General features: G+C 40.2%; 11 protein-coding genes. 3 read left to right on the top strand and 8 right to left on the bottom strand.

From position 1 onward, the window contains the following. Positions 1–250 precede the first annotated feature (250 nt). Complete coding sequence (locus PMEL_RS00710) at positions 251–1,075, top strand: alpha/beta hydrolase (RefSeq protein ID WP_120173532.1); 825 nt, start codon at positions 251–253, stop codon at positions 1,073–1,075. Positions 1,076–1,553: 478 nt separating this feature from the next. Here PMEL_RS00710 and PMEL_RS00705 read toward each other — a convergent pair whose 3' ends face one another. Together PMEL_RS00705 and PMEL_RS00700 are read right to left on the bottom strand one after the other, a co-directional pair. Continuing rightward, entirely contained in the window at positions 1,554–3,233 is a 1,680-nt protein-coding gene (locus PMEL_RS00705; protein WP_172586726.1) for a sulfatase, read from the bottom strand. A gap of 30 nt (positions 3,234–3,263) precedes the next feature. Further along, a complete protein-coding gene (locus PMEL_RS00700; RefSeq protein WP_120173531.1) occupies positions 3,264–4,805 on the bottom strand; it encodes an arylsulfatase in 1,542 nt (513 codons plus the stop codon). Positions 4,806–5,206: 401 nt separating this feature from the next. On the opposite strand from PMEL_RS00700, the gene PMEL_RS00695 reads away from it, so the two are divergent. Both PMEL_RS00695 and PMEL_RS00690 read left to right on the top strand, forming a co-directional pair. Then, positions 5,207–7,162: a leucine-rich repeat domain-containing protein gene (locus PMEL_RS00695; RefSeq protein WP_120173530.1), complete on the top strand. Its 1,956-nt coding sequence runs from the start codon at positions 5,207–5,209 to the stop codon at positions 7,160–7,162. A 13-nt stretch (positions 7,163–7,175) separates the two neighbouring features. Then, on the top strand, positions 7,176–7,397 hold the full coding sequence (locus tag PMEL_RS00690) for a hypothetical protein (RefSeq protein ID WP_120174589.1): 222 nt from the start codon (positions 7,176–7,178) through the stop codon (positions 7,395–7,397). Positions 7,398–7,766: 369 nt separating this feature from the next. Here PMEL_RS00690 and PMEL_RS00685 read toward each other — a convergent pair whose 3' ends face one another. From PMEL_RS00685 to PMEL_RS12150, 6 genes are all read right to left on the bottom strand, one after another. Further along, positions 7,767–8,648 carry a carbohydrate kinase family protein gene (locus PMEL_RS00685; RefSeq protein ID WP_120173529.1) on the bottom strand — a complete coding sequence of 294 codons (882 nt, stop codon included), beginning with the start codon at positions 8,646–8,648 and terminating at the stop codon, positions 7,767–7,769. 223 nt (positions 8,649–8,871) lie between these two features. Next, complete coding sequence (locus tag PMEL_RS00680) at positions 8,872–10,776, bottom strand: GH32 C-terminal domain-containing protein (RefSeq protein ID WP_120173528.1); 1,905 nt, start codon at positions 10,774–10,776, stop codon at positions 8,872–8,874. Positions 10,777–11,428: 652 nt separating this feature from the next. Beyond that, positions 11,429–13,795 (bottom strand): hypothetical protein, encoded by a 2,367-nt coding sequence (locus tag PMEL_RS00675; RefSeq protein ID WP_120173527.1) that lies wholly within the window; start codon positions 13,793–13,795, stop codon positions 11,429–11,431. Between the two features lie 77 nt (positions 13,796–13,872). Continuing rightward, positions 13,873–14,034: a hypothetical protein gene (locus PMEL_RS12155; RefSeq protein WP_172586725.1), complete on the bottom strand. Its 162-nt coding sequence runs from the start codon at positions 14,032–14,034 to the stop codon at positions 13,873–13,875. 528 nt (positions 14,035–14,562) lie between these two features. Next, positions 14,563–16,929: a hypothetical protein gene (locus PMEL_RS00670; protein ID WP_120173526.1), complete on the bottom strand. Its 2,367-nt coding sequence runs from the start codon at positions 16,927–16,929 to the stop codon at positions 14,563–14,565. 68 nt (positions 16,930–16,997) lie between these two features. Continuing rightward, a complete protein-coding gene (locus tag PMEL_RS12150; protein ID WP_172586724.1) occupies positions 16,998–17,159 on the bottom strand; it encodes a hypothetical protein in 162 nt (53 codons plus the stop codon). Between the last annotated feature and the right edge of the window lie 351 nt (positions 17,160–17,510).

Raw genomic sequence — 17,510 nt, 5'->3', positions numbered from 1 at the left:
ACGAAATTATTAAAATTCGTTTATACTTCTTCCCTTTTATTATTTCTGCTTGCAAATATACTAAAAACTCTAAACATCTACTATTGAAATCGTATCTTTTTGTTAACTTTGCAACTATACGTTCAAAATCTTACGCTTTATTCCTCTTCTGATGACAGTAACGTGCTGTTTTCTGTAAATCAACTAACTAACATTACATAGTAGAAAGGGAGAGAAAATAAACGTACAAAACAACTAAACAGAGAATAGAATGAATTTAAGAAAACTTTTCCTCGTAATCGGGTTGGCTACTGCCACTATGACAATGTCTGCTCAGAGTGTCTTCGACGTTAAGCTTTATAACGGACGACCACCTTACGATAATGGTGATGCAAACGACTCTGCAAAGGTTCGTGTATTCCTTCCTATGGAGAAACAAGCTACTGGCCGTGCCGTAGTTATCTGCCCTGGTGGTGCATACGAAACCCTCTCTATGGAGAAAGAAGGCTACGATTGGGGAGAGTTCTTCCAAAATCAAGGTATTGCAGCCATTGTTTTAAAGTATCGTATGCCACATGGTCAGCCAGAAGTTCCAGTTTCTGACGCAGAGCAGGCTATGAAACTTGTACGCATGAATGCAACAAGTTGGAAAATTAACCGCAATGATGTAGGTATCATGGGCTTCTCTGCTGGTGGTCACCTTGCTGCAACCATCGCAACAAGAAGTCAGGGTGAGGCAAAGCCTAACTTCCAGATTCTCTTCTATCCTGTTATCTCCATGATGGAAGGTTACGGACATGACAGAAGTCGTCAGAACTTCCTTGGCAAGAGTCCAAGCAAGCGTGACGAGAAGAAATATAGTGCTGACATGAACGTGAGCCGTGTAACTCCACGTGCTTTCATTGCCCTCAGCGATGATGATGATTCTGTTCCACCAGCAAATGGTGTAAACTTCTACACCGAGTTGTACCGCAATGACGTTCGTGGTTCTCTCCACGTTTATCCAGGTGGTGGCCACGGTTGGGGTAGCAAGATTGGTTTCCGTTACCATGAGGAGTTGATGATGGACTTGAAGGCATGGTTAAAGAGTTTCTAAACCTTTTCTAACCTTATCCTTCAACGGGTTAAGCCGAATTTAACTTATCGGCATCTGAATTAATTATCGACTATATTACAAAGGGATACACGGGCTGTGTATCCCTTTTTCTTTGCCCTTCTTTCTCTTCTGAAAGGTATAGATATTCGACAGATTAATGCTCCGCACCATTCGTGTTAACCCTCCGCACCAATGGTGTTAAGCCTCCGCACCAATGGTGCGGGGCATTACTCTCCCAATAATTTACGCCTAAAATGAAAGCAAATCACCATTAAAAAAAATGCACTCACAGACTTTATATACCCTTATTGCTATGACACAGCAATAAAAGTAAATACACTATCTCCTCCAACATCAATATATAAAAAAGAGAGTCAAGTCACTCTTTCCCTGAAATCATACTAAGGAAAGAATTGACTTGACTCTCTATAACGTCTTTATATTCTACAACTCCTAATCTATAAGAGTTTACAGAACATTAATATTCATCTATTTTCAGCTCCTTACGATAATCGTTTAGGCGCTTCATCAGTTGCTTTGTAACCTTCTCTGTACCCTTCTTGCCGTAGATGTTATTCAACTCGTCTGGGTCATTCTGCAGGTCGTAAAGTTCATAGTAGCTTACGTCAGGATCCTCGTTGAAATAGTTTGTTGCATAGAGATAGCGCAAACAATTATTCTCGCTTGTACCTGCAATATTCTGGTACTTATTCTCCTCCACGGCACGCATACCACCCTTACCATAGAAATAGATAAGTTTATATCGATCAGTACGTACACCATCGTGCTTACGAACGAGGTGATAAGTAGGATAATCATAGTAGTGATAATACAAATCCTTGCGCCAATTCTTTGGCTTCTCACCAGCAAGCAGTGGCTGCAGAGGCTTACCAGTCATCTCCTTAGGCTGCTCTACACCAGCATAAGTAAGGAAAGTTGGTGCAAAGTCGATATTCTGTACCATATCAGTATTCTCAACTCCTTCTTTGATATGGCCTGGGTAGCTGATGATCAATGGGGTGTGTAAAGACTCCTCATACATAAAACGCTTATCAAACCATCCATGCTCGCCCATATAGAAGCCTTGATCAGAGGTATAGATAACCACGGTATTCTTATCTAAGTCATGTGCTTTAAGATAATCCAATAGCTGTCCAACGCTCTCGTCTACCGAAGCAATGACAGACATATAATCACGAATATAATTCTGATACTTCCACACGGCAAGTTCCTTACCAGACAGCTTAGCCTCGATGAAACGGCGGTTTCTTGGCATATAATACTTATCCCACGCCATTCTTTGTGCAGGAGTCATACGGCCAAGTTCACCCATCAAACCAGAATAAGACGACATACTCTCTACATCTGACGTATCGAGGAGTTCAGGGATTTTGAAGTCTAAGATCAACTCCATATCCTTTTCAATATTCATCTTCTGTGTTTTAGCTGCCGAGCCACGGTTTTCATAGTTATCCCAGAAGGTTTTTGGCAATGGGAAGTCTACCCCATCATACATTCCGATATGCTTTGGTTCAGCAAACCAGTTGCGGTGTGGTGCCTTATGATGCACATACAAACAGAAAGGCTTATCCTTCTGACGATTATCGAGGAACTCTATTGCATGCTTAGTAGTCAGTGATGTAGCATAACCCATCTCCTGTTCATACTTACCATACTTGCCCGTCTTGCAGAAAGTAGGATTATAGTATTTTCCTTGGCCATCAAGGATATGATAATAATCAAAGCCCTTTGGCTTACACATCATGTGCCACTTGCCCACGATACCAGTTTCATAACCTGCCTTCTGCATCAGCTCTGGAACGAAAGTCTTTGTTGTGTCAATACCTTCCGCCAACTGTCTTTGACCATTCTGGTGGCTATAAAGGCCTGTCATCAAGCAGGCACGACTTGGCGTTGACAATGAGTTCTCCACGAAACAGTTGCGGAAAAGCATTCCACGTTGTGCCAAACGATCGATGTTTGGTGTAGGAGCTAACTTCGAGATAGGACTACCGTATGCACTAATTGCCTGCATAGCATGGTCGTCACACATAATGTAAAGGATGTTAGGACGTGCCGCGTCCTGTGCAAGCATCTTACCTTGAGCACATGAAAGTGCTGCCAATGGCAAGATTGCTTTTGCAATGTTCTGATTCATATAGAATGGTTTTTAGATATTTGTGTCTTATTACGCCCTCCCCTTTGGCATTGTGATTGGGAACAAAGGATTGTCAACATGCTCTTGATAGATTATCTTTACCATCTGTTCAACAATCTCTGGATACTCCTGCGCAATGTCCTTATCTTCATGAAGGTCGGTTGCAAGATTATAAAGATGCGGTACACCACGGATAACAATCAGCTTCCAATCTCCCATACGCACGGCAATCTGATTGGTTTCAGCAAACTCCCAATAAAGGTGCGGATGCTGCTTTTGTGCCTTTTCATCGCTCATCAAGGTTGGAAAAATAGAGATTCCATCGAAGTAATCGACAGTCTTTTTCTTATTAACATAGCGTTTTGGGAAGTTGCGTACACCTGCCACGTCACAGAAAGTTGGCATCAAGTCGTAGAAAGCAAATGGCAAATCGCTGGTCACATCCTCCTTAATACGCCCTTTCCATCGAGCAATGAATGGAATACGAATACCTCCTTCATAGCACTGACGCTTAACTCCACGCAACTTACCATCACGGTTGAAGAATGCAGGGTCTGCTCCACCCTCCTCATGAGGACCATTATCACTGGTAAAGATAACGAGCGTATTCTCAGCAAGTCCTTGCTCATCTAAGGTACGGAGGATTTCTCCGACATAAGCATCAAGGCGCGTTATCATTGCAGCAAACTGTGCGTGTGTATGCACAACAGCGTTGTAACGTGAGCCTTCCTGCCCACCCCATGTCTTATCCTCAAAGAACTTCTTCTTGTAGAAAGCTAAAAGCGAGTCGTTAGGCTGTGCAAGTTCTGCATGAGGAAGCGTATAAGTGAATACTCCAAAGAATGGTTTATCATTGCTTTGTCGCTTCAACCAGTTCATAGCGTGCTGATGGATGAGATCAGCTGAGTAGTCCTTGCGTTGTGCATACTGATCACCAAACATTGGATAATCAATATTATTCTGCATCACAACACGTTTAACAGCACTGTCTCCACGCTCCCTGCTGTACTCATTAAGGAAGTTAGGATAATAAAGATGTGCTTGGAACTGACAGATATAACCATAGAATTCATCTACACCACGCTTGTCTGGTGTTGACTTAGAGCCTTCGTAACCTCCAGCCCATTTACCAAACATACCCGTACGATAGCCTTGTCCCTTCATTATCTCAGGCAAAATAACATGCTCTGGATCGTAAGGATGCTGACCAACAACGCTGAAATCGCGGTTTTTTCCATAATAGATAGGCTTACTTGGTGCCCAATATTCCTTGTTTCCTCGTACTTCCGTATGACCAGAATGTTGTCCTGTCATAAAGCAGGCACGGGATGGAGCACTCACTGGTGCACCAGCATACGCTTGTGTAAAGCGCATACCTTCCTTTGCCATACGGTCAATATTCGGTGTAAGGATGTACTGCTGACCATAGCAGCCAAGGTCGCCATAGCCCATATCATCACACATAATATATATAATGTTTGGACGTTGCTGGTGTTTCTGCACCATTGCATTAACTTGTCCACAAGCCAATGCAGCTATGGGCAGAAGTGTCTTTGTTAGGTTTGGTTTCATATAATGATATGTTATACTTTAGGTTCTTGATGCTTGTCTTCCCCGATTTCATCGTGTAGTAATGTCTACGGGTCTGCAAACTTACATAAAAAAAATGAAAACGCAAATCAGAATGTGCCTCTTGTTGGCTTTTCAAAAGACTTATTGCTACCTTTTATTACTTTTATTAAAATCAAGGATAACTTATGTTAAGTTATATTAAATATAAAGGAGGTAAAACTCAATATATTAAATAATAATAATACTTTTGCAGAAAATTAAATATATTACAAATTAATTTAAAGCAACTATTCGCAGCAAACATTCAATCAAACAACAACAATCTGCAGTTTCATACCGAAACTTGTGGAATAATTTATTGAATTTAAACAACTTATAAATATTAAAACTGAGAAAAAGAAATGAAAAGATTAATCTTAATGTTGGCTCTGTCAATCATTACATTGCAGGCAACATGGGCAAAGCTAAATGTAACTAAAGAAGCTGACGGGACGGTGGTCTTCACGCTCGAAGCATCTGGCGACATTAACAATGAGTTCACACCAGTATCAGGAGGATATGCCCAGTACACGCCATCAGATCTAATAAAAGATTATCTGACTACCACGAAGCTGAAAGTTGTAACCAAACCTGGAGTAACTATGAGCAGTGAGGACTTAAAGCGTATCTGTGGTATGGCAGAGGAGGAAAACAACTTCCCCAACTTAAACACACTCGACCTTGAGTTCGCAAATTTCACGAATGATAACGATTTGGTCAATCTGAAGTATATGGACAAGCTGGAGACTATTACTTTCCCTCGTACAACTAAAGAGATACCACGAGCTTGCCTTAGAGATGGTTCATGCAAAATAGAAAATGTAATCATTCCTGACAATGCAGAACGCAGCGTTGATGTAGGCGTTCAGGCGTTTCCACAATCCCTAAAGACTATTAAACTTGGTGAAGTTAACCCTAATGGCAGCAGCAAAATAGAGCAACAAGCATTTGCAGGTACAGATCTCACATCTGTTGACTTCGGCTATGGTTGGAAAGAAATTGGTACCCAGGCGTTCTTTGGTTGCTCAGCCTTAAAGGATATTGTGTTACCAGAAGGAGTTGAATTTATCCGTAATGGTGCATTCTCTGGCGCAGCTATTGAAGCCATCCACCTGCCTAACACGCTGAAAGTAATTGAGGCAAATGCTTTCGTATGCGAGAATCTGAAAACAATTACAATTCCTGCAAGTGTCGAGAAAATTGAGACATTCGCTTTCCAAAGCAACAAAGCACTTACAGATGTATATGTATTAGGAACAAACACAAAAGCTGAAAACCAAGCTTTTGGTCCCTATACTGTAAGTAATTTCAAATATGACAATCCTGGCAATATCACTCCTGTAAAACGAGAGTTCTATACAAATCAAGAGACTGGTAAGCTTTTCACAATGCTACATTATCCTGAAGCTGCATACGAGAACTATGTAAATGAGAATTCACGTTCAATAGGAGGTTCAACAAAAAATGTTGCTGCAGAGAATGGTGGCTGCTGGCCTACATTTGAAGATGGCAAGTTTTCCTTAACATCTGGTGATTATGCAGGCTGGAGGAATTTCGCACTTACAGGCAAAATAAAAGATGAAACATGGGATGACGACAAACGTGTAGACGGCAAGTGGTACACAATGTGTCTGCCATTTGACATGACAGCCCAGCAGCTCAAGAGTGCATACGGTTCAAAAGTTGAAGTGGTAGAGTTCTCTGATGTAGACGTTGTCACAAAGCCTAATAATGACAAGATTGTCACACTGAAATTTAAGCAGCCTGTAACAGAGACAAAGGCTCACCATCCTTACATGATTCACCCTTCCCTGCACAAGGGAACGCAGACGGGTGTGAAAACAACCATCGTGGGTATCAAGAAACAAGAAGAGAAACAGGAAAGCTTGAATGCTCAAAAGGTTGTAAAGACTGCTGATGGCGTCACCTATACTTTCATTGGTAATTATGACAAGAACAAGCACCTGCAGCAGTATTCTTATTATTACTATTCAGGTGACGATGAGACCAGATATAAGAACGGTTTTTACAAGTGGATAGCATCTAACAGCGGAACATGGACTCCTTACACGGCTTGCGTCTTGATGAATAAGGACAATGGTGCGAATGCGAAGCCATCAATCAGCTATTATTTAGAAAGCATTGACGGGCAAACAACTGCTATTGACACGCTTCCTGTTATGCCAGCAGCACACGACATGCAGCAGGGAAAGGTATATACCATTACGGGACAGCTCGTACAGCAGGGCACAATTAACCTGAAAGCATTGCCACAGGGAGTTTACATCGTTAATGGAAAGAAGTACATCGTTCGTTAAACAAAGAAAAGTCATGATGAAAACAATATATATAAAGCCAATGACGGATATTCATGCCGTTATTACTGAGAAGTTTATATGTAACAGCAGAACAACAGACTCAGCAAGTATTGGAAGTACAGGCAGTCCAAATGAAAAGAGTCAAGACAATATTGATACAGGTGGTCCTGGTGAAGCAGGAAGCAAGGCGAATCCTTTCACCGAGCAAAACACAACTAATATCTGGGAAGATTAAAACCATACTTTACTGTTGATTAACTTATCAAATGGGATTGTATCTGCTTCATGCTGATACTATCCCATTTTTTATTATATATTTCCAACAGAAACAGCTACAACCTGACACTCACTACGAATTATTTTCATAAAATAATTCGAAAGGAGGCGGTCAAGGAGGCAAGAGGAGTAAGTCCTATGAGGGTAACAACACAACGGAAAGAGCACAAAAAAGCCTGAATTAATCGAAGAAAGAGAAACTTTCTACAATTAATTCAGGCTAAAAATCATCCTGAAATCTTTATTCCTAAAATCTATTGAGAAAATTATAATATAAGTTTATTGCCCCACCCCTAAAACAGCATAGGGTTTAGAGATTAGGCACAGCTTACTTAATTCTGTCTAATAGTTTCTTTGGAAGTTTTGGCATAGCACCATTCTGCGTGCAAACGTATGCACTTACATCTACCGCAAGTTTATGGGCATCAGTAATAGGCATACCCGCCAAGATTGCAGAAGCAAAGGCACCCGTAAAGGAATCACCTGCACCAACGGTATCAGCAACCTCAACCTTTGGTGTTTCTTGGAACGACTTGAGGTTTGGAGCAAAGACATACGAACCGTTGACACCGCAGGTCAGCACGAGCATATCAAGATTATACTTGCCTAAAAGCAGCCAACATTTATTCTCTATATCAAGACCTGGATAACCAAAGAGGCGGCCGATGAGTACAAGTTCCTCATCATTAATCTTGAGGATATTAGCATGTTGAAGCGAGGAGGTAATAATCTCTTTTGTATAGAAGTTCTGACGAAGGTTGATATCAAATATCTTCAGACAGTCCTTAGGCGTTGCTTCGAGGAATTTCTGTATTGTCTGGCGGCTTACACTACTACGCTGTGCAAGTGAGCCAAAGCATACGGCACGGCAATTCTTAGCCGTAGCTTCAAGTTCAGGGGTGAAGGGAATATTATCCCAAGCTACACCTTCCTTAATATCGTATGTAGGAATCCCCTCACTATCGAGTTCAACCTGAACCGTTCCTGTTGGATAATCCACCTCTGGCATCAAGTACTTTACACCTTTTTTACCGAATTCATCGAGGGTTTCCTTACCCAAGACGTCATTTCCGACAGCACTAATAGCCAACGAATCATACCCAAACTGTCCTGTATGATAAGCAAAGTTTGCAGGTGCGCCACCAAGCTTTCGTCCTTCAGGAAGACAATCCCACAACGCCTCTCCGAGGCCAACGATTAACTGTTTCATATATCTTTCTGTTTTCAGTTATTATTTTTAGAAGGGCTTATTAGCCTAATTAGATTCATTAAACAAATAAGCCTATAACACTACTTCATCTTTGGAATGTAAGAAAAGAGGTAGAGCACGCCCACTGCCATTACGACAACAGCACCCACTTGACCGAATCCATCGCTGGCAAAACCCATCACGATCTCTACTCAAGCACGGATAAGCAACAATTAACGAACGCCTAAGGTTTTATCAAGCCTAATTCATTCACCTTTATGTTTCTGAAAGCAGTTCTATTGCCATCTGAATAGAACTTAACAGATGTGTAAGGCTGCGTCGGGAAGACAAGATTGGTCATTGAGATACGCCCACCATTGACAAAGATTTCTATTGAACACTTATCAACAAAGATGTTCAAGTGATAGGTGTCGGAGTCGCAGAGGCTTAACGGTGCCCATGTTCCGAGTGCAAAGTCGTTCTTATAATTAATGGCGTTCAGCTTACGCATCGGACCTAAAGCCTTCTGTTCTTCACGCTCATCATAGTCAGTTTCAATCTTATGTGGTTCTGACTTCTCACCAAACTGAACCTTTCCACTCTCCGTACGATCCATAACAAGTCGTCCTGCCTTTAAATCAAAGTAGATATCTACCTTCTCTCCCTTATCATTATAAAGAACAATTCCTGTCTTAGCTGCCTTATTCGGTGTTACATCCATCTCTAATTCAAAAGCATTCTCTTTGCTAACTGATACATTCTTTGCGTCCCGTTCGTTAGCAATAAGCAGGTTAGGTAAGCGCTTATACTTCCTTCTTAGCAAGACTACTTCTGACACAACATTAGAAGACATATAAATTTGACCATCTTTACCTGTGAAGAGTTTCAACTCACGTGGAAGCGTGTTCGCACCACGATATTGGCGAATAGGAGTAACGTTAGCATACTGCCAGTTGCTCATCCACGCAATACCCAACACACGGTCTTTAACGCCTGAGAAGGTAACAGTGGCGTAATGGTCCTTGCCATAGTCGAGGAACTTAGCCACAGAAGGGTCGCTATCGCAGGTGAAGTTCGTTCCATCGAAGTCACCAACGAAATACTCCGTAGCACTACCACCAAAGAGACAGCCAGGATTGATATTCACAATCATCACCCATTTCTTCTTATTCGGGTTACCATCAACGGGAAGTTCGAAGAAATCGGGACATTCAAACTGGTTAGGTTGTGCACCATAACCTGCACCGAAAGCACTTACATAGGTCCATTCTTTCAAGTTTGGCGACGAATAGAAGCGCATTTCTTTATCGGCAGAAACTATCATATACCACTTCTGAAGTGGCTCATACCAGAAGACCTTTGGGTCTCGGAAATCCTTCACACCATCAAAAGGCTTCAAAACTGGATTCTTCTCATACTTATGGAACGTATAACCGCCATCGGTGCTATAAGCCATACATTGCGTTTGTGCATTCTCCTTGCTATCGGATGTATAAAGGGAGATAATCGCATTCTTACCATAACCTGCCGTACCCTTCTTATCTATTACCGTACTACCAGAGAAAATATGCCCCATAGGGTCACGATAAATCGTCGGTTCTACCTCTTTCCAATAAATAAGATTGTGACTTATAGCGTGTCCCCAATGCATATTTCCCCACATAGAGCCGTAGGGGTTGTACTGATAACAGAGGTGGTAGATCCCATCTTTATAAAACATACCAACAGGGTCGTTCATCCATCCATAAGAAGGAGTATGATGATAAGAAGGACGATAAAAATCGGTATTGGTCACATCCCAAACATCAGAGAGTTTCATCTGTCCTTTCTTCAAGGTCAAAGCATCCTCCTTTAAGTTGAGAATCTTAACAACAGAAGTCTTACCCTTATTGAGTTTGAAAGGCACATAATAGTCCGTCTTCCCTTGTGCTAATCTTACATCCATCCACGTGTCCGTCTTCTTGCCATTGTCGAGAATCACCTGCGCCTCGTCTTTCCCCTCTTCAATCGGAAGGAGAAGATACTTTGGCGACTTTACTATCTTCACAATCGTCGTGTCGCCTGCACGTGTGATGTCCATTGTCTGTGCCGTAGACGATACGGATAGAGCTGTCAAGGCTGCATAAAGGAAAGAATTTCTTTTGTTCATAGTTATTTTTAGTTATGGCGTTCTCATTAAACCCCAATCGGTCATTAGACCACAATATATCTCGTTCTTATTACTATGGCATTATTTCCTAACATCTTTTATTTTATTTTCGGTATCTTGTCTGTCTTCCTAACTTGACGCAGCCCGCTACGCCTGCGCCCTAAAGACAACCAATCTGCCGATAATAAAAACAAAATATGTTTAGGATCTAATGACCGATTTGGGTTAAATACCGCACAATGGTTGCACCCGAGTTACCGCAACAAAGATACATCCTTTCTTTTATATTTGCAAGTAATAAAGGCGTTATTATGCGTGTAAAGAAATGACGATAGATAGTTACGAAACGTCTTTGGCTCCATCTATTCCTTAGATTAACAACTTCCCCAGCCTCCTAATAAAACAGACTGACGATACTTGTGGCAGTATAACTCGCTTCTAACAACTGATTGAATCTTTCTCACCTACAAATTACAAGGTCTTTAACCCTCCGCACCACTCGTGCTAAGCCTTCGCACCACTCGTGCTAACCAACAGCACGATATGTGCGGAGGGTCAACACACCGACTAAAAACCCACATAAAAAATATCTGTGATACCCTTTCGGATACCACAGATACTTGATATTATAGATAATTCTAATGTTAGCGAATTAGTCAGCGTATGGAGTTTTCTTCCAAAGACGTACAGGTGCCTTCATAATGAGATTTTCAACAAATCGTGAGTCATTTACATAAGGCTTCTTTTCATTCTGATTTAATGGCGTACGTGTGTAAAGATAACAGTTGAAGAATCCACTTACATCATCGGCAACAACTGAATATCTAAATGTTACAGACAACTTTGGTGCTTGGTGGGCATTATCTTGCATTGCACCACCACTAGGAGATTGTGTTGCATAACGTCCACCAACAGGAGCGTCATCTGGTGTCCAATATTGTGCACACTTACCAACAGTGTTTGTATTAAAGTACCACCATGTCTGTCCTTCTTTTGAACTGGCAGGTTTTGAAGGGTCTTTAGTTGTTGCAACATCATATATACCTGTATAAGGAACGATACGTTCTACATCGGCAGGATAAGTTACATCATAATTCTTTGGTGCTGCCCAGAAATCTTCATTAGCAATGTCATCCATATCAAGAACAAAGCGTGGACCAAGATAACGCTGTTTAAGGATTGCATTACCATTCTTGTCTTCCCAACGCATAACATAACGATAGTCATTATTTTGAATCCATGGTGCTGATTCGAAAGCACCAGAACTTGCTCTTGTTAGAGGGTTCTTGGCATAACCTTGGTAAGCTTGTCCTTCACCTGTATTGCTTATATAGCTTGGTTGCTTTGACAAACCAATCATATAAGCTATTAGGTTTCCTTGATCATCTCTTACACCCTTAGAGTAAGATTGGTATACAAGCTTCGTTTCATTCCAACCTGGTAATCTTGCTGGTGATACTATGCCCATAGAACAGTTATATTCAGTTCCGTTATTACGGAAACCAGAGAATCCATAGAATTGTGGAAGAATACTACGCCAATATTCATGATGTGCAAACGTGAAGCCTGAAGGAACCTTTGCAGAATTATTAACGTTACTCTCTATCTCACTATATGAATATGTCTCTGTATGTGCAGCATCTTGAGTAGCGACATTTGATAACTCAGCCTCTGTACCAAAGTTGTTATGCTTAGCAATATAGCTCAATGGAGAGAAGTTGTATACAACATTACCCTTTGCAGGATAGTTTGCACCTGAAACATAGTCTGCAAGTGTACCATACGCAGGAAGCATATTAATAGAAGTTGGAACAATCTTATTACCAGCACTTGTCTCAGTTGGCACTGCCATCAACAAGAACTGTGTCTTAGAGATCTTTTTTGTCTCTACAGGGTTTCCAACTCCTTCTTTCTTCTCATATATCTTCACTGCCTGCTGCTGTGGTGCCATCCAAACATAGATATAGCTTGGAGCCTCCTGACCATTTGGAACATTATCAAAATTATCACCAGATTGCTTCTTCAAGAAGATATGATCGTAATAAGTAAGGGCAGTATTAAGAGCTCCAGCCTTTTCAGCTGCGTAATCCTTAACATATGTACCATGAAGACGGAAACGATTGGTGTTTTTAAGGCCATTCTCAATAGCAGTATCATCCAATGGACGCTGATAGAACTTAAATGCCTTAAAAGCATTCTTGTAACTTTCTGTCTTAGCAGAAGCTATATCGCCATCCTCTGTATCCTTAAGGTCTGAAGTCGCAACATCATCAAAACTCTTCAGGTCGAACTGACCGCAAAGAATATTACTTGTGATGATACGAACACCATTATACATGAAATCGAAACCAGTCTTATTGGTAACTTTCAAACGTACAATAGAACCAAACTGCTTGAATTTAACATCCTTCTCAGCCTTAATAGTCTTGTTTGCAGCATTGGTTGTCAACTTACGCCAACTGAAGATATAAGGAATATTTGCACCCCACTGCACTTTCTCACCTGCACTGTTACGAGCTGTATGTCCTTCAGAGAAACCATTGAACTTTACCTGATTGTTACCAGGAAGCATCTCACCTCCTAAGATACCACATACATACCATGTACCCTTGCTAAGATCAGTACCCGCTGCCATCTCAAATTTTTCACTTGGCAACAAAGTCAAGTGACCACCCTTCTTATAGGTCCACTTAGTAACAACCTTTGTTACAGGCTGAGAGTCATCTGAACTTTTAAAGATAAGAAGCACATCTACCTTAGTACCATCAGCAATTTCTTTGCCTTCAGACGTACCTTTGTCGAAAATACCAACAGGAGTTGGAAAACCAGTATTATCATCAGTTTCGTAACCAATAGCACGAGTAGCAGCAGTCTGACCCATATCACCCTCCATTGACATAGACACTGTGACACCCGGCTGGTTATCACCATTTGAGATAGCCTCAACAACATCCTTGTCTGCACAGCCAGTGAAAAGCAATGCAAAAACAGCGATGAATGAATAAAATAGTTTTTTCATTTATTTTTGTTTTCGTTATGTAGGTAATTATTCCCTACAGGTTTGTTTTCAAATTTCCTTAAATAACTTTCTTAAACTTAAAATGCTGTTGGATGATCCTCCTCTGGATCTCTCTCATCATCACCTGGAGTAAGACTACCCTTTATATCACTTTGTGCATGGAAGCCACCCTCCATAAACTCGTCTGTGTAAAGACTCAATACCTGTGCATTAGGCTTTACGTAATCCTTCTTCTTCATAAACCTTTGTAATATAGAAATTAAATAATATCGTCGGCTAAGTGTATTCCTATTGATAGAGAATTGTCTTAAAGATACCTGTTGAGAACTTGTTATTCGTCAAGTCACTTTGAATACATTTATTAAATTTTGTGCAAAATTACGTATAAATATTTTGAAATCACACACTTACAGGTTTTATTTTTATATTTTTAACAACAAATTTATAAATTAAGGTTTTTGTTTTTCAATTTCCAAAGGCTCTAATTTGCCAGATACTTCCATGTTTTGTTGACAAAAAATATGGCGATTATTATTAAAATCCTGAGTAAACGCAATGGTTTTAGCACATAGAACTATAAAATAAAAACACATCAAAAACTACATAAAAGAACAATAATCCCCAATGGGTCATTGGACTGCAATATGTTTAGGCTCTAATAACCAAATTGGAATAAAGAGAAATAGAATTTAAGTACAAAACAATAAAAAACCACAATCCCTATATGTAATCGAGATTGTGGTTTTTTAAATATCTAATATATTCTTTTAGTCTGCGTATGGAGTTGTCTTCCACAAACGAACAGGCGCTGCCATAATGAGGTTCTGAATATACTTACCACCATCGCCTTCTATATCCTCCTTATTAATATGCTGAGAGCCAGACACGCCTCTAAACAGATAATAGAAGAAACTGGAAGTTTCACCAGATAAGTCTGGCATTCTAAAACCTACAGCCTGCTTAGGAACATTCTTATCTCTATCAAGAATATAGCCATTATGAGTAACTGGACTTCTCATCGCATAACGTCCAGTAGGGAAAGCGTCATCTGGTGTCCAATACTGTGCACTAACCCCCTTATTAACTAAATGCCAATACTGTAACTTTTTACCTGTTGATTTTGATTTAGCAACACTAAACGTGTAACCACCTCCGAGTGGAATAATACGCTTAACATCTGCAGGATAAGTAACATTATTATTACTTGGAGCCGCCCAAAAGTCTTCATTGGCAATATCATCCATATCAAGTACAAAGCGAGGACCAAGATAACGCTGTGTAAGAACAGCATTACCATCTATATCTTCCCAACGCATCACATAACGATAATCATTATTGGTAACCCAAGACATAGAACCTTCAAGACCAGAATTTACTCGGGTAGAAGGCTGTTTTGCGTAACCTTGATATGCTTGTCCTTCACCATCATTGCTAATATAATCAGGCTTTTTAGACATACCTATCATATAAGCAACAATCTTACCATCTACATTTACTCCCTTAGAAGAGCTATGGAACGCAAGTTTTGTATCGCTCCAACCTGGAAGTTTAACAGGAGAAACAACACCCATAGAGTACTTATAATGATTACCATTACCACGGAAACCAGAGAAACCATAACCCTGTGGGACAATACTACGCCAGTATTCATGATTAGCAAACATAAAACCAGCTGGTATATTTGAGATGTTATCCTCTAACTCGCTTGCAGTATAACGAATGCTATGCTCTACGTCTTGGTTTTCATCACTTGAAAGTTCCGCCTCTGTACCAAAGTTATCATGCTTAGAAAGGTAGCTCAACGGAGCAAAGTTATACACAACCTTACCCTTAGCAGGATAGTTAGCACCAGAAACATAACTTGTAAGCGTACCATACGCAGGGAGCATATTGATAGAGGTTGGAATAACCTTACCAACAGTTCCATTACCATCAGGTACAGCCATCAGCAAGAACTGAGTCTTAGCAATGTTCTTTACAGAGTAGTTTCCTACCCCTTCTTCATTACCTTCATAAATCTTCACCGCCTGCTCCTGTGGTGCCATCCATACATAGATATAGCTTGGGGCTTCCTGCCCCTTCGCAACCTTATCAAAATTGTCGCCAGAAGTTCTTGGCAAGAAGGTATGGTCATAATAATAAAGAGCAGTATTAAGCTTGATTCCAGACTTCTCCTCATTATAATCTGCAATATACTCACCATGTACACGGTATCTTCTCTTCTTATAAAGCCCATCATCACCTGACACGGCTCTATCTTCAAATGGACGCTGATAGAACTTGAAAGCCTTGAAAGCCTCCTTAAAAGAAGCAGACTTAGCAGAAGCCACATCGCTATCCTCTGTATCCTTAAGGCTTGATGAGTTAACCAAATCTTCATCATCAAAAGCCTTTAAGTCAAACTGACCACAAAGAATGTTACTTGTTATGATTCGTACACCATTATACTTAAAATCAAAGTCAGTGTTATTGGTAACCTTCAGACGTACGATAGTACCAAACTGCTTAAATTTAACAGCCTTCTCTGCCTTAATTGTCTTATTAGCAGCATTGGTTGTCAACTTACGCCAACTGAAAACATAAGGAATATTTGCACCCCATGTTACTTTTTCACCTGCAGCATCACGTGCAACATGTCCCTCTGAAAAACCATTGAATTTCACTTGGTTATTACCTGGAAGCATCTCACCACCGAGAATACCACATACATACCATGTGCCCTTACTAAGGTCGGTACCACTCTTCATTTCAAAGGTCTCACTTGGCAACAAAGTTAAATCACCACCCTTCTTATAAGTCCAGTTTGTAACAACCTTAGTAATAGGCTGTGAACTATCTGTACTCTTAAAGATAAGAAGTACAGGAACCTTAGTTCCATCAGCAATCTCCTGCCCCTCGTTTCCTGACTTATCAAAGATACCAATAGGTGTTGGAAAACCTGTATTGTCATCCGTTTCGTAACCGATGGCACGAGTAGTAGCTGCGGTTTTTCCCATATCACCTTCCAGTGACATAGACACAGTTATTCCAGGCTGATTGTCATCAGTAGAGATAGACTCTACCATATCATTGTCTGTACAGCCTACAAAAAGCAATGCACAAACAGCAATACATGAATAAAGAAAATGTTTCATATATTTGTTATTTTATGTAGATAATTTATTTCCTACCAGAAAGTTATTCTGAATTTAAAATAATATGCTTAAAATCCAGTTGGGTTCGTTTCCTCAGGATCTTCTTCATCATCCGCAGGGTCGAGATTACCCTTCAAATTACTTTGCACATGGAATCCACCTTCCAGAAAATCATCAGTATAAAAGCTTAATACTTGCGCATTAGGCTTTACATAATCCTTCTTCTTCATAAACTTTTAGTAAAATAGATTTTTTATAATAAATATGGGTTAATTTTCCTTCTATTCAAGCTAAAGTTGCTTAAAGCACTTTACTTTAGTATTGGTGTAATCACCAAGTCATCTTGAGTACTTTTTATTTTCTTTTGCAAAATTACGCATAAACATTTAGAACACCTCCGCGTAAGTAAGTGTTTTTAAGAAAATTAACCATAGCTCTGTGTTTCTTTTGTAATCAAAAGACTGAATAGGATATATTAAAAATAAATAACACATTAACCCAGTACAACCAAAAAAAATCTCTATCTACACAAGAAAGGAGCTAATGGTTAAAAACACCATTAACTCCTTATAAATTATTTA

It is taken from the genome of Prevotella melaninogenica (assembly GCF_003609775.1).
Taxonomy (GTDB): Bacteria; Bacteroidota; Bacteroidia; order Bacteroidales; family Bacteroidaceae; genus Prevotella; species Prevotella melaninogenica_A.
This window is presented reverse-complemented; position numbering and strand designations above follow the sequence as displayed.

Excerpts from the sequence above, each read along its gene's own strand:
- PMEL_RS00710 (WP_120173532.1), top strand. The coding sequence starts at position 251 with ATGAATTTAAGAAAACTTTTCCTCGTAATCGGGTTGGCTACTGCCACT.
- PMEL_RS00705 (WP_172586726.1), bottom strand. The coding sequence starts at position 3,233 with ATGAATCAGAACATTGCAAAAGCAATCTTGCCATTGGCAGCACTTTCA.
- PMEL_RS00700 (WP_120173531.1), bottom strand. The coding sequence starts at position 4,805 with ATGAAACCAAACCTAACAAAGACACTTCTGCCCATAGCTGCATTGGCT.
- PMEL_RS00695 (WP_120173530.1), top strand. The coding sequence starts at position 5,207 with ATGAAAAGATTAATCTTAATGTTGGCTCTGTCAATCATTACATTGCAG.
- PMEL_RS00690 (WP_120174589.1), top strand. The coding sequence starts at position 7,176 with ATGATGAAAACAATATATATAAAGCCAATGACGGATATTCATGCCGTT.
- PMEL_RS00685 (WP_120173529.1), bottom strand. The coding sequence starts at position 8,648 with ATGAAACAGTTAATCGTTGGCCTCGGAGAGGCGTTGTGGGATTGTCTT.
- PMEL_RS00680 (WP_120173528.1), bottom strand. The coding sequence starts at position 10,776 with ATGAACAAAAGAAATTCTTTCCTTTATGCAGCCTTGACAGCTCTATCC.
- PMEL_RS00675 (WP_120173527.1), bottom strand. The coding sequence starts at position 13,795 with ATGAAAAAACTATTTTATTCATTCATCGCTGTTTTTGCATTGCTTTTC.
- PMEL_RS12155 (WP_172586725.1), bottom strand. The coding sequence starts at position 14,034 with ATGAAGAAGAAGGATTACGTAAAGCCTAATGCACAGGTATTGAGTCTT.
- PMEL_RS00670 (WP_120173526.1), bottom strand. The coding sequence starts at position 16,929 with ATGAAACATTTTCTTTATTCATGTATTGCTGTTTGTGCATTGCTTTTT.
- PMEL_RS12150 (WP_172586724.1), bottom strand. The coding sequence starts at position 17,159 with ATGAAGAAGAAGGATTATGTAAAGCCTAATGCGCAAGTATTAAGCTTT.